The 18,851-nt window shown below is 64.1% G+C and carries 16 protein-coding genes, 1 tRNA gene and 1 riboswitch; of the genes, 10 read left to right on the forward strand and 7 right to left on the reverse strand.

The annotated features are described in order from the left end of the window. The first annotated feature begins 2 nt into the window (after nucleotides 1–2). From cysD to ACSQ27_RS07650, 4 genes are all read left to right on the forward strand, one after another. Complete coding sequence (cysD, locus tag ACSQ27_RS07635) at nucleotides 3–959, forward strand: sulfate adenylyltransferase subunit CysD (protein WP_436154856.1); 957 nt, start codon at nucleotides 3–5, stop codon at nucleotides 957–959. Continuing rightward, a complete protein-coding gene (locus tag ACSQ27_RS07640) occupies nucleotides 959–2,272 on the forward strand; it encodes a sulfate adenylyltransferase subunit 1 (protein ID WP_436154857.1) in 1,314 nt (437 codons plus the stop codon). Before cysD ends, ACSQ27_RS07640 begins: the two co-directional genes overlap by 1 nt. Nucleotides 2,273–2,372: 100 nt before the next feature. Beyond that, nucleotides 2,373–2,702: a ferredoxin FdxA gene (gene fdxA, locus ACSQ27_RS07645; RefSeq protein WP_436154858.1), complete on the forward strand. Its 330-nt coding sequence runs from the start codon at nucleotides 2,373–2,375 to the stop codon at nucleotides 2,700–2,702. A gap of 64 nt (nucleotides 2,703–2,766) precedes the next feature. Continuing rightward, complete coding sequence (locus ACSQ27_RS07650) at nucleotides 2,767–3,870, forward strand: NAD(P)/FAD-dependent oxidoreductase (protein ID WP_436154859.1); 1,104 nt, start codon at nucleotides 2,767–2,769, stop codon at nucleotides 3,868–3,870. Nucleotides 3,871–3,998: 128 nt separating this feature from the next. On the opposite strand, the gene ACSQ27_RS07655 is transcribed toward ACSQ27_RS07650, so the two are convergent. Continuing rightward, nucleotides 3,999–6,497, reverse strand: coding sequence for a DEAD/DEAH box helicase (locus ACSQ27_RS07655; RefSeq protein WP_436154860.1), 2,499 nt, complete (start codon nucleotides 6,495–6,497; stop codon nucleotides 3,999–4,001). A gap of 115 nt (nucleotides 6,498–6,612) precedes the next feature. Then, a riboswitch (TPP riboswitch) is annotated at nucleotides 6,613–6,725 on the forward strand. 59 nt (nucleotides 6,726–6,784) lie between these two features. Here ACSQ27_RS07655 and ACSQ27_RS07660 point away from each other — a divergent pair. Continuing rightward, nucleotides 6,785–8,083 carry a purine-cytosine permease family protein gene (locus ACSQ27_RS07660; protein WP_436154861.1) on the forward strand — a complete coding sequence of 433 codons (1,299 nt, stop codon included), beginning with the start codon at nucleotides 6,785–6,787 and terminating at the stop codon, nucleotides 8,081–8,083. On the opposite strand, the gene thiD is transcribed toward ACSQ27_RS07660, so the two are convergent. From thiD to thiM, 3 genes are read right to left on the reverse strand one after another with little or no spacing between them, the layout of a single operon-like run. Continuing rightward, nucleotides 8,067–8,912 carry a bifunctional hydroxymethylpyrimidine kinase/phosphomethylpyrimidine kinase gene (gene thiD, locus ACSQ27_RS07665; protein ID WP_436154862.1) on the reverse strand — a complete coding sequence of 282 codons (846 nt, stop codon included), beginning with the start codon at nucleotides 8,910–8,912 and terminating at the stop codon, nucleotides 8,067–8,069. The two genes, ACSQ27_RS07660 and thiD, sit on opposite strands and share 17 nt — an antisense overlap. 16 nt (nucleotides 8,913–8,928) lie before the next feature. Continuing rightward, nucleotides 8,929–9,567: a thiamine phosphate synthase gene (gene thiE, locus ACSQ27_RS07670; protein WP_436154863.1), complete on the reverse strand. Its 639-nt coding sequence runs from the start codon at nucleotides 9,565–9,567 to the stop codon at nucleotides 8,929–8,931. 10 nt (nucleotides 9,568–9,577) lie between these two features. Continuing rightward, nucleotides 9,578–10,411, reverse strand: a complete 834-nt coding sequence (gene thiM / locus ACSQ27_RS07675) for a hydroxyethylthiazole kinase (RefSeq protein ID WP_436154864.1) — start codon at nucleotides 10,409–10,411, stop codon at nucleotides 9,578–9,580. A 213-nt stretch (nucleotides 10,412–10,624) separates the two neighbouring features. Here thiM and ACSQ27_RS07680 point away from each other — a divergent pair, with 213 nt between their 5' ends. The 5 genes from ACSQ27_RS07680 to ACSQ27_RS07700 all read left to right on the forward strand — a co-directional run bounded on the left by ACSQ27_RS07680 (nucleotide 10,625) and on the right by ACSQ27_RS07700 (nucleotide 14,102). After that, nucleotides 10,625–11,356 (forward strand): methyltransferase domain-containing protein, encoded by a 732-nt coding sequence (locus tag ACSQ27_RS07680; protein WP_436154865.1) that lies wholly within the window; start codon nucleotides 10,625–10,627, stop codon nucleotides 11,354–11,356. Nucleotides 11,357–11,433: 77 nt separating this feature from the next. Then, nucleotides 11,434–11,509 (forward strand) — tRNA-Asn (locus ACSQ27_RS07685). Nucleotides 11,510–11,696: 187 nt separating this feature from the next. Next, on the forward strand, nucleotides 11,697–12,464 hold the full coding sequence (aat, locus tag ACSQ27_RS07690) for a leucyl/phenylalanyl-tRNA--protein transferase (RefSeq protein WP_436154866.1): 768 nt from the start codon (nucleotides 11,697–11,699) through the stop codon (nucleotides 12,462–12,464). Continuing rightward, the gene (locus ACSQ27_RS07695; RefSeq protein ID WP_436154867.1) at nucleotides 12,461–13,255 is read left to right on the forward strand and encodes an arginyltransferase; all 795 of its coding nucleotides are present in this window, start codon (nucleotides 12,461–12,463) and stop codon (nucleotides 13,253–13,255) included. The genes aat and ACSQ27_RS07695 overlap by 4 nt, the downstream gene beginning before the upstream one ends. 67 nt (nucleotides 13,256–13,322) lie before the next feature. Beyond that, complete coding sequence (locus ACSQ27_RS07700; protein ID WP_436154868.1) at nucleotides 13,323–14,102, forward strand: IclR family transcriptional regulator; 780 nt, start codon at nucleotides 13,323–13,325, stop codon at nucleotides 14,100–14,102. A 39-nt stretch (nucleotides 14,103–14,141) separates the two neighbouring features. On the opposite strand, the gene pbpG is transcribed toward ACSQ27_RS07700, so the two are convergent. The 3 genes from pbpG to leuA all read right to left on the reverse strand — a co-directional run bounded on the left by pbpG (nucleotide 14,142) and on the right by leuA (nucleotide 18,701). Continuing rightward, the gene (pbpG, locus tag ACSQ27_RS07705; RefSeq protein ID WP_436154869.1) at nucleotides 14,142–15,209 is read right to left on the reverse strand and encodes a D-alanyl-D-alanine endopeptidase; all 1,068 of its coding nucleotides are present in this window, start codon (nucleotides 15,207–15,209) and stop codon (nucleotides 14,142–14,144) included. Nucleotides 15,210–15,415: 206 nt separating this feature from the next. Then, nucleotides 15,416–16,954 (reverse strand): 2-isopropylmalate synthase, encoded by a 1,539-nt coding sequence (locus ACSQ27_RS07710; RefSeq protein ID WP_436154870.1) that lies wholly within the window; start codon nucleotides 16,952–16,954, stop codon nucleotides 15,416–15,418. A gap of 52 nt (nucleotides 16,955–17,006) precedes the next feature. Further along, a complete protein-coding gene (gene leuA, locus ACSQ27_RS07715; RefSeq protein WP_436154871.1) occupies nucleotides 17,007–18,701 on the reverse strand; it encodes a 2-isopropylmalate synthase in 1,695 nt (564 codons plus the stop codon). Nucleotides 18,702–18,851: the final 150 nt, after the last annotated feature.

Raw genomic sequence — 18,851 nt, forward strand, 5'->3', positions numbered from 1 at the left:
CTATGAACGCCCGCACCCCCTCCCACCTGCTGCCAGCCGACCCGTCGACCTCCATCGCGCGGCTGTCCAACTCCCACCTCGATGCGCTGGAAGAAGAAACCATCTTTATCCTGCGTGAAGTGGCCGCCGCCTTTGAGCGCCCGGCCCTGCTGTTTTCGGGCGGCAAGGATTCACTGGTGATGCTCAAGTGCGCGGAAAAAGCTTTCGGCGTGGGTCGCATTCCCTACCCGCTGCTGATGATAGACACCGGCCACAACTTTCACGAGGTGACCGACTTCCGCGATTTGCGCGCGAGAGAACTGGGCGCCGAGCTGATCGTGCGCAACGTCGAGGACTCGATGAAACGCGGCACCGTGCGCCTGGCCCATCCCGGCGAGTCGCGCAATGTGCACCAGTCGGTCACGCTGCTCGAGGCGATTGACGAATTCCGTTTTGACGCCCTGATTGGCGGCGCGCGCCGCGACGAGGAAAAAGCCCGCGCCAAGGAGCGCATCTTTTCGCACCGCGACAGCTTCGGCCAGTGGCAGCCCAAGGCCCAGCGCCCCGAGCTCTGGACGCTGTTCAACACGCGTCTGCAGCCCGGCGAGCACTTTCGCGTGTTCCCGATCTCCAACTGGACCGAACTCGACGTGTGGCAGTACATCGAGCGCGAAAAGATCGCGCTGCCTTCGCTTTACTACGCGCACCAGCGCAAGGTGGTCGAGCGCAAAGGCCTGCTGGTGCCAGTGACCGAGCTCACACCCGCGCGCGACGGCGAGCAGGTGGTGGAAAAGACCGTGCGTTTTCGTACCGTGGGTGACATCACCTGCACCTGCCCGGTCGACAGCCCAGCCGCGACGGCCGCCGAGATCGTGATCGAGACACTGGCCGCCGACGTCAGCGAGCGCGGCGCCACGCGCATGGACGACAAGACGTCCGACGCCTCCATGGAAAAGCGCAAGAAAGACGGGTATTTCTGATGAGCACGACTGATTTGATCGCCGGCGACGCCAAGCTCGCAACGGTTCCCGGCCAGAACGACCTGAAGCCGGCCCTGAAATTCATCACCTGCGGCTCGGTCGACGACGGCAAGAGCACCTTGATCGGCCGCCTGCTGGTGGACAGCCGCGCGGTGCTGCAGGACCACCTGGCCGGTGTGCAGCGCGGCGGCGAGACCGACCTGGCCCTGCTGACCGACGGCCTGTCGGCCGAACGCGAGCAAGGCATCACCATCGACGTGGCCTACCGCTACTTCGCCACTGAAAGCCGCAAGTTCATCATCGGCGACGCGCCCGGCCATGAGCAGTACACCCGCAACATGGTGACGGCTGCCTCCAGCGCCGACGCCGCCATGGTGCTGGTCGACGCCACCAAGCTCGACTGGAAAAACCCCGCGCTGGAGCTGCTGCAGCAAACCCGCCGCCATTCGCTGCTGGTCAACCTGCTGCGCGTGCCGTCCATCGTGTTCGCGGTGAACAAGCTCGACGCGGTGGAAGACCCGGTGCTGGCCTTCAGGAACATCGCCGCGGCGCTGGCAGCTTTCGCCCAGGCCGCGCGCATCCCGGTCAAGGCCACCGTGCCGGTGTCGGCCCTCAAGGGCTACAACGTGGTCGACGCCAAACCCGGCTGGTGCGGCTATGAAGGCCTGTCGCTGCTGCAGTTGCTGGAGCACCTGCCGGCCACGAGCGCCGAGAGCACCGAAGCCTTTTCGTTCCCGGTGCAGTGGGTCGAGAAATTCTCGTCTTCGTCCGACACCTCGCAGGGCCGCCGCGTCTTCTGGGGGCGCGTTGCCACCGGCGGCGTGCAACCCGGCCAGAGCGTGACCATACTGCCGAGCGGCAAGACGGCGGTGGTGGCCCAGGTGCTGGACCACACCCGCGAGCCCAGGACCATCCTGGCCGGCCACAGCGCCGGCATCGTGCTGGACCGCGAAGTCGACGTGTCGCGCGGCGACTGGCTGCTGGCCGTGGACAGCTTCGAGCCCTCACGCGAAATCTCGGCCACCGTGGCCTGGATGGACGACGAGCCGCTGGTGGCAGGCCGTGTCTACTGGACACTGCACGGCCACCGCTGGGTCAAGGCCAAGGTCAAGCGCATCGTGCACAAGCTCGACGTGAACACCCTGGCCGAAGAAGACGCCAGCGAGCTGCCGCCCAATGCCATAGGCCACATCGAGTTAAGCCTGCAGGAGCCGCTGGCCACCCTGCCCTACGCGCGTTCGCGCATCCTGGGCTCGCTGGTGCTGGTGGATACCGCCTCGCACAGGACCTCGGGCGCGGCGCTGGTCATTTGAGCCGGCTTTCATGCGGGGCGCCCGTCGCTTCGCGTTCTTGATAACCCTGTTGTCGGAAACCTCTTAAAATCGAGGGTTTCCACCGATTAGCATAAAAAACATGACTCACATCGTCTCCGAAGCGTGCATCCGATGCAAATACACCGACTGTGTGGACGTCTGCCCCGTGGACTGCTTCCGCGAAGGCCCCAACATGCTGGTGATCGATCCCGATGAATGCATTGACTGCGCGGTCTGCATTCCCGAATGCCCGGTCAATGCCATCTATGCCGAGGAAGACGTTCCGGCCGACCAGATCGCCTTCATCAAGCTCAATGTGGAATTGAGCCGCGCCGAGGGCTGGAAAAGCATTACCAAGCGCAAGGACGCCCTGCCGGACGCCGAGGAATGGAAAGACAAGACGGGCAAACTGTCCGAACTGGTCCGCTGACCCGGGGCTCCGGCCCCTGGCCCTTCCCGGGCCGCCACGCGCGTCGACAGGCGCCCCAGGAACCATGGAACCCCAACTGAACCAAGAAGTGATCAACACCGCAGCCCAGCACGACGGCCCGATCGAAACCGATGCGGTCATTGTGGGCGCAGGGCCGGTGGGCTTGTTCCAGGTGTTCGAACTGGGCCTGCTGGAGATCAAGGCCCATGTGATCGATTCGCTGGCCTACCCCGGCGGCCAGTGCATAGAGCTCTATCCCGACAAGCCGATCTACGACATCCCCGCCGTGCCCATGTGCACGGGCAGGGAACTGACCGACAACCTGCTCAGGCAGATCGAGCCCTTCGGCGCGACCTTCCATTTCGGCCAGGAAGTCAGCGTGGTCGAAAAGCAGCAGGACGGTCGCTTCTTTGTCGAAACCTCCAAGGGCACGCGCTTCCTGACCAAAACCATTTTTATCGCGGCCGGTGTGGGTGCCTTCCAGCCCAAGCTGCTGCGCGTTGACGGCCTGGAGAAGTTTGACGACAGCCAGTTGTTTTATCGCGTGAAGAGCCCAGCCGACTTTGCCGGCAAAAACCTGGTGATCGTAGGCGGCGGCGATTCCGCGCTCGACTGGGCGCTGAATTTCGCCGCTGAAGGCCCGAATAAGGCCGAGAGCGTGATCCTCATCCACCGCCGCGACGGCTTCCAGGCGGCACCCGCCAGTGTGGCCAAAATGCGCGAGCTCTGCGATGCCTACGAGATGCAGTTCATCGTGGGCCAGGTCACCGGCTACGAAGAAAAAGAAGGCCGGCTGACCGGCGCCAAGGTCACCGGCCCGGACGGCGTGACGCGCGTGGTGCCGCTGGACGTGCTGCTGGTGTTCTTCGGCCTGTCGCCCAAGCTCGGGCCCATCGCCGACTGGGGCCTGGACATTGAGCGCAAGCAACTCAAGGTGGACACCGAGAAGTTCTCCACCAACATTCCCGGCATCTTCGCGGTGGGCGACATCAACATCTACCCCGGCAAGAAAAAACTGATCCTCAGCGGCTTCCACGAGTGCGCACTGGCGGCCTTCGGCGCGGCCCCCCTGATCTTCCCGGACAAAAAAATCCACCTGCAATACACCACGACCAGCCCGAAACTGCACAAGGTGCTCGGCGTCGAGTCTCCGGTATTCGACGACTGAGAGCTGCTCAAAAAACCCTCCTGGCGTTGTTGCGCCGCCTTGCCGTACTGGCGTACTGTCTGCGGCGACGCGCCTAGCCAGGACCGCTTCGCTGGGTTTTGTGAGCAGCTCTCCTCTTTAACGTTCCCTCAAGACAGCGGAAAGGTGCCGGCCGGATCGAGCGGCGCCAGCAGCGCTTGCAAATCTTCTGGCGTGAACTTGACCGCGCCGGCCGCGTCGCTACCCAGCACGCCTTCAGCCAGGGCCGCCTTGCGCGCCTGCAGTTCCAGCATGCGTTCCTCGATGCTGCCTTCGACCACAAGCTTGTAGACAAACACCGGCTGATCCTGCCCCAGCCTGTGGGCGCGGGCCGTGGCCTGGGCTTCGACCGCGGGGTTCCACCAGGGATCCACATGGATCACAGTGTCCGCGGCGGTAAGGTTCAGCCCGACACCGCCGGCTTTCAGGCTGACCAGCAGGATGGGCACAGTCTTCGCCTGGAATTTGCGCACCAGCGCGCCGCGCTGTTGCGGCGAGGTATCTCCCGTCAGTGAAAGCCAGGGCAGTTGCAGGGCGTCCAGCTCGGCCTCAATCAGCGACAGCATGCCGGTGAACTGCGAAAACACCAGCACGCGCCGGCCCTCGGCGACCAGTTCGGGCAGCATGCCCCGCAGCAGTTCGAGTTTGGCGCGCCCCATGGTCCTGACGGGTTTCACGCCTTTAAGCAGGTAGGGGTCGCAGCAAACCTGGCGCAGCTTGAGCAGCGCATCCAGGATGGTGATCTGCCCACCGGCAAAGCTGTTGCGGGCCAGCACGCGCCGCACCTGGATGTCTGCCGCCACCCGCACGCTTTCGTACAGCTCGCGCTGGCGGCCCTGCAGCTGCACACGCTTGATGACTTCGGTGCGCGGAGGCAATTCGGCGGCGACCTCTTCCTTGCGCCGGCGCAGGATAAAGGGACGCACGCGCTGGGCCAGCAACTGGGCGCGCAAGGTTTCGCCGTTGGTTTCTATGGGCCTGCGCCACTGGCGCGCAAAGCTGCGGGCATCGCCCAGGAAGCCGGGCATCAGGAAATCAAACTGCGTCCAGAGTTCGCCCAGGTGGTTCTCCAGCGGGGTTCCCGTCAGGCACAGGCGGTGGCGGGCGTTCAGCCGGCGCAAGGCACGCGCGCTACGGCCTGCGGCGTTCTTCACCCACTGGGCTTCGTCGAGGACCAGCAGGTGAAAGCGCTGGCGTTCCAGCACCTCCACGTCACGCCACAGCAGCGGGTAGGTCGTCAGCACGAGGTCGTGTTCGGCCATGCGTGAAAACGCCGTGTCCCGAGCGGGGCCCTGCAAGACCAGCACGCGCAGGCCGGGCGCCATGCGGGCGGCTTCGGCCTGCCAGTTGAAGACCAGCGAGGTGGGCACCACCACCAGCGAAGGCTGCGCCATGCGGCCGGCCTGCTTTTCGAGCAGCAGATGCGCCAGGGCCTGCGCGGTCTTGCCCAGGCCCATGTCGTCGGCCAGGATGCCGCCCAGTTGCTGGGCGCGCAGATATTGCAGCCAGGCCAGGCCTTCCAGCTGGTAGGGCCGCAAGCGGACACCCAGGCCTGCCGGCGCCGGCACGGGCTGCGGCTCACCCGCTTGTTTGAGTTGCCACGCCAGCGTGCGCAGCCCGGCATCGCCTTGCCACTGCCAGGCGCCCTGCAGGCCGGCGCGCCCGGCTCCGGTGTCCAGGGCGTCAAGACGCCAGGCGTCCCAGGGCGACAGCCGCAGCGGCCCCTCCCCTTGCCCCCGCTGTGGGTCGGTCAGCAAATCCAGCATGGCGCCCACAATGCCCTTGATCAGGGCGGCCGGCGCCTCGATGCGCTTGCCGCCGGGTGCGCGCAGCAGGATCACGGCCGTGTCGTCAATCGCAAAGACCTGGCGGGCATTGAGCCAGCGCGGGTCGCGCCGCAGCAGGTCGGCCAGCATGGGCGCCAGGTCCAGGGTCTGGCCGTCGACTTCCACGCCCAAGGTCAGCAGCCATGAGCCTTCGCGCGCGGGCAGGCCCAGGCCGGTCACCACCGGCGCACGGCCGCGCAGGGGCGCCGCCACCTCCTTGCCCAGCACCTCGCCGGTGTCTGGGCTGACGATCAGGCGCCAGGCGTCCACCGGCACGCTCTCGTGCGCAAAGCCCGGCCGGACGACGACGGCCCAGCCCTGGGCCTGCAGGGCAGGCAGTCGCTCGGCCCAGAAATCGCCGAAAAAATCCTCCTGCAACAGCGACCACAGCTGCTCGTGGCCGGTGGCGGCCTCCTCGCTGCGCCACTGCAAGGTGTCGGCCGGCACAGGATGAAGGCCGAGTGTCCAGAGGCTGTCCAGCGCCTCGGCCTCGGCCGCCAGGTCGCGCTGCATGAGGACTTCCCTGCCCTGGGCGTCGTCCAGGGCCTGGAGGGGCGCGGCGCGGCTGTTGAGCACCGTCTTGGGGGCCGGCGTTTCCCAGCGCAGGCCGCCTTCGGTGGCATAGGTCCAGTCCACGCGCGCCACGGTGACGCTGTCGCCGCGCGGGCCGAAGGGCCCGGCGGGTTTCATGCCCAGCAAGCCGTCGCCCCGCGTGAGAGTCTGCAGCGTGAGGCGCGGGCGAAACCGGCCCGGCACCGGGGGCTGGCGTTTCACCGCGGCCATGGCATGTGTTGGCAAAAATGCATGGGCCTGATTGTCCACGCGGCCGTGTCCTGTCGGGGCGCAGTCAAGACCACCAGAATGAATCCGCCTACAATTTGCGCAGTGCCCGCAAGGGCGCTTTCGCTGGGGGTGTTGCTGTGGTTCGCAAGCGCGGACGGCGGCGGCTGAGAAAGTCCCTTTGAACCTGATTGAGGTAATCCTCGCGCAGGGAAGCATGTTCTGTAGTCCCGCTGTCTTGCGGGGCTCCAGGCAGGCCGACCTCGCATTGACGACGATCGGAACCGTTGATGACCACCACATCCACTTCTGCAACCGCGGACAACACCGCGCTCACGCCCCTGCCCGCGGGTGACCGCCTGTTCGGCTGGAGCGACCATGCCGCGCTCTGGCTCAGCCTGGGCGTGGGCCTGCTGGTAATGCAGATAGGCGCTTACCTGGTGCCGGCCCTGGGCACACAGACGGCGCTGGCGGTGATCGTCTGCGGCTCCATCCTGGGCGCGGGCCTGCTGGCCTGGACGGCCAAAATCGGCTGCGACAGCGGTCTTTCGAGCGCGGGGCTGATGCATGCCACCTATGGCAGCAGCTTTGCACGCCTGCCGGTGCTGCTCAACATCGTGCAGCTGATTGGGTGGACCACCTTCGAACTCGTGGTGATGCGCGACGGCACCGTTGCCATCGCCCGCCAGTCCGGCAGCTTTGCCGGTGCCTTGTGGCCGCTGCTGGCCACGCTACTGTGGGGCGCGGTGCTGCTGGCGCTGCTGTCGGGCTCCATGGTCAAACTGGTGCGCAAATTCATAGGCCGCTACGGCCTGCCGCTGGTCATCGCCTCGCTGCTATGGCTGAGCTGGCAGTTCCTCGTCAAAGCCGATGCGCAGGGGCTGGCCGCGCTCTGGAATCGGCCCGGCACAGGCGGCATGAGCACCTTGTCAGCATTGGACCTGGTGATCGCGATGCCGGTCTCGTGGCTGCCGCTGGTGGCGGATTTCGCGCGCCACGGGCGTGACGGCAACAGCGCCCTGCGCGGCACCTGGCTGGGCTATGCCATCGCCAATATCTGGTGCTACGCGCTGGGCGTGCTGGTGGCCGTCACGACGCCCAGCACCGACCTGGTCGCCGCGCTGCTGCTGGCGCAAGGCGGGCTGGTCGCGCTGGGATTGATCCTGATCGATGAAGTCGACAACGCTTACGGCGACCTGTACTCGGGCTCGGTGGCCGGCCACAGCCTGAAGCCGGCCTGGAGCGTGCGCCGCTGGGGCGTGGGCCTGGCCCTGCTGTGCACCGCGTTGGCGCTGGTACTGCCCATGCACAGCCTGGAGCCGTTTTTGCTGATGCTCAGCTCGGTGTTCGTTCCCTTGTACGGCGTGATCCTGGCGCGCCTGGCCGGCACGCCTCACATCGCCTCGCTGGTGGCCGGGCGCAAGGTGAATGCCAGCGCCGTCGCGATCTGGCTGCTGGGCATTGCCTGCTACCACCTGTGCGCGAAGTTCGCGCCGGATTGGGGCGCTGCGCTGCCGACGCTGGTGTTGACCTTTGCTTTGGCGCGAATCACCCGCGCCAGCCCTGGTGGAATTACCGCAGCGGCTTGAGCCGCATTGCGATAGGCGCGTAGCCGTGGTTTAACGGCCCGCTGCCGGCGCCCGTGCGCACCCGGGCACCGGCCGCCATCGCCGCGCGCACAAAGTCGCGCGCCAGCTGTACGGCCTCCAGCAGGGGCTTTCCAAGTGCCAGGTGCGCGGCAATCGCGGACGACAGCGTGCAGCCGGTGCCGTGGGTGTTGGGACTGGGAATACGCGGCCCGCGCATCCAGTGCAGCTCGCCGCTTTGGGTGGCCAGCAGGTCGCTCACCACGTCGCCGGGCAAATGCCCACCTTTAAGCAACACGGCGCGCGCGCCTTTGGCCAGCAGTTCCTGCGCGGCGGCCTGCATCGCCTGTTCATCGGCCAGCGGCCGGCCGACCAGCAGCGAGGCTTCATCGAGGTTGGGGGTGACCAGGACGGCGCGCGGAAACAGCTCACGCACCAGGACGGCAATCGCCGGGTTGTCGATCAGCACCGCGCCGCTGGTCGCGACCATGACCGGGTCCAGCACCACGTTCGGCAGCGCGTGGCGGTCAATCGCCCCGGCCACGGTCAACACGATGTCGGGCGCATGCAGCATGCCTATCTTCACCGCATCGGCGCCTATGTCTTCGATGACGGCGTCTATCTGGTCGCTCAGCATCTGCGGCGGAACGCCGTGGATGGCGCGCACACCGCGCGTGTTCTGGGCCGTCAGCGCGGTGATGGCCGTCATGCCGTAGCAGCCCAGTGCGGCGAAGGTCTTGAGGTCGGCCTGGATGCCGGCCCCGCCGCCGCTGTCGGAACCCGCGATGCTCAGCACGCGGGGGTATTCGTGGTCAAAGAGAGTGTCAGTCATTCGTTTGTCCTTGGCCTCAAGCCTTGCCGCACAGGGACCTGAGCGTGGCGGCGGCGCTTCGCGGGTCGTCCGCGGCGCACAGCGCGCTCACCAGAGCCAGGCCGTCGGCACCCGCGCGCAGCACCTCGCGCGCATTGCCGGCATGGATGCCGCCTATGGCCACCAGCGGCAAGGGCGTGGCGGCCCGCACAACGGCCAGCCCTTCCAAGCCCCAGGGATCTTTGGTATCGGTTTTGGTGGGGGTCGAAAAAATGGGACTCACGCCCAGGTAGTCAACCTGCAGCGCCGCGCTTTGCTGCACGTCGTCCATGGATTCGACCGACCATCCGATGAACACGTCCGGAGGCAGCAGCTTGCGTGCCTCGTCGGCCGGAAGGTCGTTCTGGCCCAGGTGCACGCCGTCGGCGCCGCAGGCCAGCGCAATGTCGATGCGGTCGTTGATGACCAGCGGTATGCCGAGGGGCGCCAGCAGCGCCTTCAGGATCAGGGCCTGGGCCAGGAACTCGCGCGTGCCCAGTTGCTTTTCGCGCAGCTGCACGCAGCTGACCCCGCCCTGCACAGCCGCGGCGACGACGTCGGCCAGCGGCCGGCCGCGCATCATCGCCTGGTCGGTGACCAGGTAGAGCCGCAAGGCATCGGGGTTCAAGCGTGCCATGCCTTGTCCCTCACCCGCTTGCCAGTTCCAGCTTCAGACGAGCCGTGAACGTGGCTTTGTCCAGCAATTGCAATTCGTCCAGCAGTTGCACGGCCATGCTGCCTACGCCCAAGCCGCGTGCCTGCGTTTTTTCCGCCGCCACTTCGCCGGCCACACCCAGAAACGCCATGGCCGCCGTGGTGGCACGCCAGGCATCGGGCTGCACCGCACAAAACGCACCCACAAGCGCGGTGGCCGAGCAGCCGACGCCGGTGATGCGTGCCATCCACGGATGGCCGTTGGAGAGCCGGGCCCAGCGGCGGCCTGCATCCAGGATGTGGTCGGTCTCGCCGCTCACGCAGACCACGCCCTCGGTGCGCGCCGCCAGCGCCCGCGCGGCGTCCAGCGCATCACCGGCTTTAGCGCTGCTGTCGACGCCGCGCGTTTTCACGGCGGCACCGGCCGTGCTCATGATTTCAGAGCCGTTGCCGCGAATGACAGTGGGGGCGGCGACGGCGAGCAGGCTCTCCAGCGCGGCATTGCGGTAAGGCGTCGCGCCCGCGCCCACCGGGTCGAGCACGCTGGGAATCCCGCGTGCCGTGGCAGCGGCCAAGGCCAGCTTCATGCTTTCGACCCAGTAGGGATCCAGCGTGCCGATGTTGAGCACCAGCGCCTGGGCGATGCCCGCCATGTCACGCACCTCTTCATGCGCATGCGCCATGACGGGCGAGGCGCCCGCCGCCAGCAGCACATTGGCGTTGAAATTGATCACCACGAGGTTGGTGATGCAGTGCACGAGCGGCGAACGCTCGCGGACCGCCATGAGGTCCGACCAGAGATCTGAAGCGGAAAGGTTGGAAGCCATGTGCGTTTACTCTGGATGATGGTACTGACGGGCCGCGCGTCGGAAGGGAGTCAGGCCTGCGCCGGTGAAGAGCCAGAAAGCGCCAAGCAATTATCGCGGAATGACGCATGGCGGGAGGAGCCGCCGTTTTCGCACCACAGGATCACCCGGCTCCCGGATTTTTTTTGTCGATTCGGGCCCATCCCATCTGCGAAACCGGGACGGGCGCCTAGAATGAATTTCCGCAACGGCCTGCGTTGTGCTTTTCGAATCCAACCCGCTCTTCAGCGCAAACCCATGAGTCAAACCCCGGTTCACGATTCCCATAACCAGGATCTTCTGGAAGTCATCCCTTGGGGGGCCCGCAAACTGATTGAGGTCGGGTGCAGCTCAGGCGCCCTGGCAAGAGAGTTCAAGAAAATATCGCCGGACTGCCACTACTTCGGCATCGAGATAGACGCGGCCTACGCAAAGCTGGCAGACCGCTATTGCAACGAGACCCTGGTCATGGACATCGAGAATGCCGACGATGCATTCTGGAACAAGCATGCGGACAGGGACTGCTGGATTTTCGGCGACTGCCTTGAGCACCTGAGGGATCCCTGGACCGTCCTGCGTAAGGTACGCAAGGCCATGCCTTCGGGAGCAGCCATTGCAGCGTGCATTCCCAACGCGCAGCACTGGTCCCTCCAGGCCCGGTTGAGCATTGGGGATTTCCGCTATGCAGAAAGCGGCTTGCTGGACAAGACCCATTTGCGCTTTTTCTCGAAGCAAACCATCCTGGAAATGTTCAACGATACGGGTTTCACGGTCACCGAATGCGTCCCCAGAATCTTCCCGGAACCCGCGAGGGAGCAATTCCTTCCTGTCATTGGACAACTCGCAAAGCTGGCGGGCGCAGATCCACAAACCGCGGTGGAGGATGCCATGCCCCTGCAGTACGTCGTGAGGGCCGAACCGCGATAACAAACAAGGAAGTCATCGGGAGAAATACCTCGGGCTTAAAAAAGCGTAAAAATTGACGCTATAATCTAAGGCTGTATTCCTCAATAGCTCAGTTGGTAGAGCGCCGGACTGTTAATCCGTAGGTCCCTGGTTCGAGCCCAGGTTGAGGAGCCAGTGAATTCCGGTAATGGGCACTCTTGTAGTGCCCATTTCTTTTTGTGCCGCCGGAACACGCAAAGCCGGAGCATCAGGCCGCGCCATCGCTCGCCGGCCTTGCTGCCAAAATCCGCTCGGCTACCATGTGCGCATGCCCTTCCCGGCCCGCCGCTTCCACCGTTTCATGCCGATGCGCTTTTAAGCCATGGGAAAACTCCCACGCCCCGTGCCCTGGCTTGCCGCCGGCGAAAACTTTCCGCCGCTGGAGGAAGCGTGGAGCCATCACGACCCTGCCCCCGGCTTGCTTGCCGCGGGCGCCACGCTGGACGTGCCCACGCTGATCGAGGCTTATTCCCGCGGCATCTTCCCGTGGTTCAGCCTGGGCCAGCCCCCGCTTTGGTGGAGCCCCGATCCCCGCATGGTCTTGCAGACCCGACATTTCAAACTGCATCACTCGCTGCGCAAAACGCTAACCCGCTTTCGGGATCAGCCCAGTTGTGAAATCCGCTTTGACAGTACCTTCGAACGCGTCATCCAGGCCTGCGCGAGCAAGCCGCGCGCCGGCCAACCGGGGACCTGGATTGTTCCCGATATGGTCCAGGCTTACACCAGCCTTCATAGGGCGGGCTATGCCCACAGCGTGGAAACCTGGGTGGACGGCGAACTGGCCGGCGGTCTTTATTGCGTCAATCTTGGCTGCATGGTGTTCGGCGAATCGATGTTTGCCCACCAGACCGATACCTCCAAGATCGCGTTGGCGGCTCTGGTGGCTTTTTGCCTCGCCCATGAGATTGGCATGATCGATTGTCAGCAGAACACCCGGCACCTGGCGTCTCTGGGGGCGGGCGAAATCAGCCGACAGGAATTTGTCTCCCACCTTGACCGGAACGTGGGCAAAACCCCTCCACTCTGGGAGTTCAAACCCGTATACTGGAATCAGCTTCTGACGACGGGAATGACAGACCTACCGTGACGCACCTCAAAGACCTGCCCCTGCAAACCTTGCAGTTTTATGCAACGGCGCCCTATCCCTGCAGCTACCTGCCGGGCAAACAGGCCCGCTCGCAGGTCGCAACGCCCAGCCACCTGATTCACAACGATGCCTACTCGGACCTGGTGACCAACGGCTTCCGGCGCAGCGGCATGTTCACCTACCGCCCTTACTGCGACGGCTGCCAGGCCTGCGTGCCGCTGCGGGTGCCGGTTCAGCTCTTCAGCCCGGACCGCAGCCAGCGCCGCGCCTGGAACCGCCACCACACGCTGCATGCACGCATCCTCAAGCTCTGCTTCATGCCCGAGCATTACCAGCTCTACCTGCGCTACCAGAACGGCCGCCATGCCGGCGGCGGCATGGACCACGACAGCATCGACCAGTACACGCAGTTCCTGCTGCAAAGCCGGGTCAACTCGCGCCTGGTGGAGTTCCGCGAAACCCTGCCCAACGGCGAGCCGGGCGCGCTCAAGATGGTCTCTATCCTGGACGTCCTGGAAGACGGCATTTCGGCGGTCTACACTTTTTATGAGCCGGACGCCCGCGCGAGCTACGGCAACTACAGCGTGCTCTGGCAAATCGAGCAGGCGCGCCGCCTGGAACTGCCTTACGTCTACCTGGGCTACTGGATCGCCGAAAGCCCGAAGATGAACTACAAGGCAGGGTTCAAACCCAATGAAGTGCTGATGGACGGCCGCTGGGTGCTGTCCTCAACGCCTTCCGTGGCCACTTCAGGCTGCACCACCGGCAACCCCGACCCCGCTCAGGCCTGAGTCTTCGCAAGCATCATCAGGCGCTTTTGCATTTCACAGGGTAAAATTTGCAGCAGAAAGCCTGCACATGAAAAAGCCCGATTCCGCCCTCCCCGCCACACCGACCGTCCAGGTCATTGAACGGATGTTCACACTGCTTGAAATCCTGGCGAATCGCGAGGAAGCGCTGTCACTCAAGGAAATCAGTGAAAAATCGGGCCTGCATCCTTCCACAGCGCACCGCATCCTGAATGACCTGGCCACCGGCCGTTTTGTCGACCGCCCTGCCGCCGGCAGCTACCGGCTGGGCATGCGCCTGCTGGAACTGGGTAACCTCGTCAAGGCGCGCCTGGACGTGCGTGACGCGGCGCTGATCCCCATGCGCGAGCTGCACAAGATCACCCAGCAGCCGGTGAACCTGAGCATGCGCCAGGGCGACGAGATCGTGTATGTGGAGCGCGCCTACAGCGAGCGCTCCGGCATGCAGGTGGTGCGCGCCATCGGCGGCCGCGCGCCGCTGCATCTGACGTCCGTCGGCAAGCTGTTCCTGGCTTTTGACGATCCCCAGCGCCTGCGCACCTATGCGACGCGCACCGGGCTTTCGGGGCAGACGCGCAACAGCATCACCCAATTGCCTGTGCTCGAGCGCGAGCTTTCCAAGGCGCGCCAGTACGGCATCGCGCGCGACAACGAAGAACTGGAACTGGGGGTGCGCTGCATGGCCGCCGGCATTTACGACGACCAGAACAAGCTGGTGGCGGGCTTGTCGATTTCAGCACCGGCAGACCGGCTTGATGAGCACTGGCTGCCCAAGCTGCAGGCAACGGCCAATGAGATTTCAGCGGCGCTGGGCTACAGGCCTAAATAAAAAACCGACAGTTTTGGGCGCGGCCGCAACGGCCGGCAATCAGCCGTTTGCCTGCTTGGCGGAGGCGCTGACGTTGAGCTTGGGCTCGGCGCTCACGGGGTTGGACTCCACCCAGCGGCGCACACGCTCAGCATCGCCGAGGCGGCTCAGCTTGCCGGCGGAATCCAGGAACACCATGATCAGCTTGCGGCCGGCGATCTTGGTCTGCATGACCAGGCATTGGCCGGCTTCGGAGATGTAGCCGGTCTTCTGCAGGCCGATGTCCCACTCGGGATTCTTCACGAGGCGGTTGGTGTTGTTGTACTGCAGCGTGCGGCTGCCAACGGCCACCTGGTAACCGGTGGAGGTCGACAGCTCGCGCAGCATGGGGTCGCCATGGGCGGCATTGACCAGCGTCGCCAGGTCCTGCGCGCTCGACTGGTTGCGGCTGGACAAGCCGGTGGGCTCGACATAGCTGGTGTCGGTCATGCCCAGCATCTTGGCCTTGGCATTCATCAGGCTCACGAAGGTGCCCATGCCGCCGGGATAGGTGCGGCCCAGGGCGTGTGCCGCGCGGTTTTCGCTGGACATCAGGGCCAGGTGAAGCAGTTCGCCGCGGGTCAGCGTGGTACCAACCTTGAGGCGCGAGCTGCTGCCCTTTTCGGTGTCGACGTCATCCTGCGTCACGGTGATCAGCTCATCCATGGGCAGCTTGGCGCCGCTGATGATGACGCCGGTCATCAGTTTGGTGAGGGATGCGATAGGCAGCACAGCATGGTCGTTCTTGCTGAACAGCACTTCGCGCGTGTCCTGGTCAATCACCAGCGCCACGCTGGACTTGAGCTCCAGCGGATCCTGGGCGCTGTGCAGGCCGGCGATCTGGCCGAAGGAAGGTTTGGGAGGCACAGAGACGCGGATGATGCTGCGGCGCTTGGTACCTGCAACAAAACGTACGCTCTTGCGCGTGGAGACAACTTTTTTGGAGGCGGACGCCTTGGACGAAGCGTGCTGCTTTTTGACAATGGTGTTTTTGGCGGTCGCCGCATTGGCGGCGGGCACTGCAAAGGCGGCTATCAGAGCCACGAATCCAACGATTTTTAATGCGCGATTGAAAATCTGATGAGACATGGTGAATATTGCCTGCGTGGGGATTGCAATGGGTGGGATGGCTGGAGTGTATACAAATAGAAAAAGTCACGCAATATCAAAAACTTGCGTGACTTTCCTAAAAACACACTCACTTTGTGCGATTTTTAACGCCCAAAGCCCTATCCGCACTCAGACCCAACGCCAAGTCGTTGAATATAAAGGATTTTATTTTCCGACTTGTTACATTATCCCTGCGCGGCGACCCGGTCGGCTTTACTTTGAAGTTTGTTCAGGGCGCTCAAATAGGCTTTGGCGGACGCCACCACGATGTCCGGGTCGGCACCCACGCCATTGACCACCCGCCCGCTGTTCTGCAGGCGCACCGTGACCTCCCCCTGGCTTTCCGTCGACCCGCTGATGGCGTTCACGGAGTAAAGCACCATCTCGGCACCGCTTTTGACGTGTGATTCGATGGCCTTGAGGGAGGCATCTACAGGACCGTTGCCGTCGGACTCGCCTTTGACTTCCTTGCCGGCGACCGTGAACACGACGCTGGCCTGGGGGCGTTCGCCGGTTTCGCTGTGTTGTGACAGGGACACAAAGCCGTACTGCTCGTTGTCGTGGGAAGCGCTTTCGTCGCTCGCCAGCGCCAGGATGTCTTCGTCGAAGATTTCGCTCTTGCGGTCCGCGAGTTCCTTGAACTTGGCGAAGGCGTTGTTGATGTCCGCCTCGCTTTCCATGGCCACACCGAGCTCCAACAGGCGCTGCTTGAAGGCGTTGCGCCCGCTCAGCTTGCCCAACACGATCTTGTTGGCGCTCCAGCCCACGTCCTCGGCGCGCATGATTTCGTAGGTGTCGCGCGCCTTGAGCACGCCGTCCTGGTGAATGCCCGAGGCGTGCGCAAACGCATTGGCGCCGACCACGGCCTTGTTCGGCTGCACCACAAAACCGGTGGTCTGGCTTACCATGCGGCTGGCCGCCAGGATGTGCTGCGTGTCTATGCCCAGGTCAAGGCCGAAATAATCCCTGCGCGTTTTGACGGCCATCACCACTTCTTCCAGTGAGCAGTTGCCGGCACGCTCGCCCAGGCCGTTGATGGTGCATTCCACCTGCCGCGCGCCGCCGATTTTCACGCCGGCCAGCGAGTTGGCGACCGCCATGCCCAGGTCGTTGTGGCAGTGCACCGACCAGACGGCCTTGTCGCTGTTGGGGATACGCTCGCGCAGGTTCTTGATGAAATTGCCGTAGAGCTCGGGGATGGCGTAGCCCACGGTGTCGGGCACGTTGATGGTGGTCGCGCCTTCCTTGATCACCGCTTCCAGCACACGGCACAGGAAGTCGGGATCGGAGCGGTAACCGTCTTCAGGGCTGAACTCGATGTCGCCCATCAGGTTTTTGGCAAAGCGCACCGAGAGCTTGGCCTGCTCGAACACCTGGTCGGGCGTCATGCGCAGCTTCTTTTCCATGTGCAAGGCGCTGGTCGCCAGGAACAGGTGCAGGCGCCCGGAGGCCGCCGGCTTCAGGGCCTCGGCGGCGCGGGAAATATCCCTGTCGTTGGCGCGCGCCAGCGAACAGACGGTGGAGTCCTTGATGACCTCCGAAATGGCTTTGACGCATTCGAAGTCGCCGTTGGAGCTTGCGGCAAAACCGGCCTCGATCACGTCGACCTTCAGGCGCTCCAGCTGACGGGCGATCCGCAGCTTTTCATCCCGGGTCATGGATGCGCCGGGCGACTGCTCTCCGTCGCGCAAGGTGGTATCGAAAATAATGAGTTTGTCGGTCATGGTGGGCTCCTGGCGCGCGGGGCGCTCTGTGTTTTAGGTGGCTTGAATCGGTTTAATCGCTAATGGTAGCAACGCCCGTGGGCTGGCGGGCCTTGCTGCGCTGCAGGCCCGAGACAATGGCTTTGAACGATGCGGAGACGATGTTGCCGTCCATGCCGACGCCGAACAGCGTCTGGTCATTGATGCGCAGTTCCAGGTAAGCCACCGCCTGTGCGTTCGCCCCGGCTCCGATGGCGTGCTCGTGGTAGTCCAGAACACGGACGCTGTGCCCCGTGGCCTCGGCCAGGCCCGACACAAAGGCGTCGATAGGGCCGGTTCCCGTGCCTTCAACCGGGTGGCTGCATCCACCGAGTTGGACCTCGGCCTTGATGTGAAAGGATTCGCCACCGCTTTTGCCGGTCTCTTCAATCACCAGGCGCTGCGGCGCGGCAACGGTCTGCACACCGTATTCCTTTTCAAACAGCGCAAAGATGTCTTTGCCGGTCAACTCCTTGCCGGTCGCGTCCATCACCGATTGCACCACCTGGCTGAACTCGATCTGCAGCCGGCGCGGAAGCTCCAGGCCGAACTCGCTTTCCAGCAGGTAGGCGATGCCGCCTTTGCCCGACTGGCTGTTGACGCGGATCACGGCCTCGTAACTGCGGCCCAGGTCCTTGGGATCGATGGGCAGGTAGGGCATGTCCCATACATCGCCCTCTTTGCGCGCGGCAAAGGCTTTCTTGATGGCGTCCTGGTGCGATCCCGAGAACGAGGTGTAGACAAGATCTCCCGCATAGGGATGGCGGGGGTGCACGGGCAACTGGTTGCAGTGCTCCACCGTACGGCGAATCTCGTCGATCTCAGAGAAGTCCAGTCCGGGAGACACGCCTTGCGTGTAGAGGTTGAGCGCGATGTTCACGAGGTCCACGTTGCCGGTGCGTTCGCCGTTGCCGAAGAGGCAGCCCTCGATCCGGTCGGCGCCCGCCATCAAGGCCAGCTCGCCGGCCGCAGTGCCCGTGCCGCGGTCATTGTGCGGATGGACAGAAATCACGATGGCGTCGCGCCGGGCCAGGTGGCGATGCATCCACTCCATCATGTCGGCAAAAATATTCGGCGTTGAATGCTCTACCGTGGACGGCAGGTTGATGATGCATTTGCGCTCAGGCGTCGGCTGCCAGACCTCGGTCACCGCATCGACCACGCGCTTGGAAAAAGCCAGTTCGGTGCCCGACCACATCTCGGGGGAGTACTGGAAGGTCCATTGCGTTTCAGGCTGCGCCGCGGCCAGCTGCTGGAAGAGCCGCGCATTGTCGGTCGCGAGCTGGACGATCTCGTCCTCATTCATGCCCAGCACCACGCGGCGCATGACAGGAGCGGTGGCGTTATAGAGATGGACGATGGCTTTTTTGGCGCCTTTGAGTGATTCGAACGTGCGGCGAATCAGCGGCTCGCGCGCCTGCGTCAGTACCTGGATGGTCACGTCATCGGGGATCAGGTTGCCATCGATCAGCTGGCGAAGAAAGTCGAACTCGACCTGGGAGGCGGACGGAAAACCGACTTCGATTTCCTTGAAGCCGATTTTCACCAGGGTGTGGAACATCCTCAGTTTGCGGGGAATGTCCATGGGCTCGATCAGCGCCTGGTTGCCGTCCCGCAGGTCCACGCTGCACCAGATGGGCGCTTGCGTCAGCACTGCATCGGGCCAGGTGCGGTCGGCCAGCCGGACTGGCGCGAAGGATGGGTATTTGCTGGAAGGTGTTTTCAACATGGTCATTTCGTCAACCCCAAAGATTACAAAAAACCAGCAACCCAAAAACAAAAACGGCCCGTTGCTGGTGCAAACGGGCCGTTGAATCAGGTGTACGCGTGCGCTACCGTCTCCGCCCGTTGGCAGATAGCAGTAGTGCTAGCGAAATTT

Source organism: Polaromonas sp. LjRoot131 (genome assembly GCF_964252805.1).
In the GTDB taxonomy this organism is placed as follows: domain Bacteria; phylum Pseudomonadota; class Gammaproteobacteria; order Burkholderiales; family Burkholderiaceae_C; genus Polaromonas.

Bases quoted from the DNA above. Each gene is read 5' to 3' on its own strand.
- cysD (WP_436154856.1), top strand. From the start codon at position 3: ATGAACGCCCGCACCCCCTCCCACCTGCTGCCAGCCGACCCGTCGACC.
- ACSQ27_RS07640 (WP_436154857.1), top strand. From the start codon at position 959: ATGAGCACGACTGATTTGATCGCCGGCGACGCCAAGCTCGCAACGGTT.
- fdxA (WP_436154858.1), top strand. From the start codon at position 2,373: ATGACTCACATCGTCTCCGAAGCGTGCATCCGATGCAAATACACCGAC.
- ACSQ27_RS07650 (WP_436154859.1), top strand. From the start codon at position 2,767: ATGGAACCCCAACTGAACCAAGAAGTGATCAACACCGCAGCCCAGCAC.
- ACSQ27_RS07655 (WP_436154860.1), bottom strand. From the start codon at position 6,497: ATGGCCGCGGTGAAACGCCAGCCCCCGGTGCCGGGCCGGTTTCGCCCG.
- ACSQ27_RS07660 (WP_436154861.1), top strand. From the start codon at position 6,785: ATGACCACCACATCCACTTCTGCAACCGCGGACAACACCGCGCTCACG.
- thiD (WP_436154862.1), bottom strand. From the start codon at position 8,912: ATGACTGACACTCTCTTTGACCACGAATACCCCCGCGTGCTGAGCATC.
- thiE (WP_436154863.1), bottom strand. From the start codon at position 9,567: ATGGCACGCTTGAACCCCGATGCCTTGCGGCTCTACCTGGTCACCGAC.
- thiM (WP_436154864.1), bottom strand. From the start codon at position 10,411: ATGGCTTCCAACCTTTCCGCTTCAGATCTCTGGTCGGACCTCATGGCG.
- ACSQ27_RS07680 (WP_436154865.1), top strand. From the start codon at position 10,625: ATGAATTTCCGCAACGGCCTGCGTTGTGCTTTTCGAATCCAACCCGCT.
- aat (WP_436154866.1), top strand. From the start codon at position 11,697: ATGGGAAAACTCCCACGCCCCGTGCCCTGGCTTGCCGCCGGCGAAAAC.
- ACSQ27_RS07700 (WP_436154868.1), top strand. From the start codon at position 13,323: ATGAAAAAGCCCGATTCCGCCCTCCCCGCCACACCGACCGTCCAGGTC.
- pbpG (WP_436154869.1), bottom strand. From the start codon at position 15,209: ATGTCTCATCAGATTTTCAATCGCGCATTAAAAATCGTTGGATTCGTG.
- ACSQ27_RS07710 (WP_436154870.1), bottom strand. From the start codon at position 16,954: ATGACCGACAAACTCATTATTTTCGATACCACCTTGCGCGACGGAGAG.
- leuA (WP_436154871.1), bottom strand. From the start codon at position 18,701: ATGTTGAAAACACCTTCCAGCAAATACCCATCCTTCGCGCCAGTCCGG.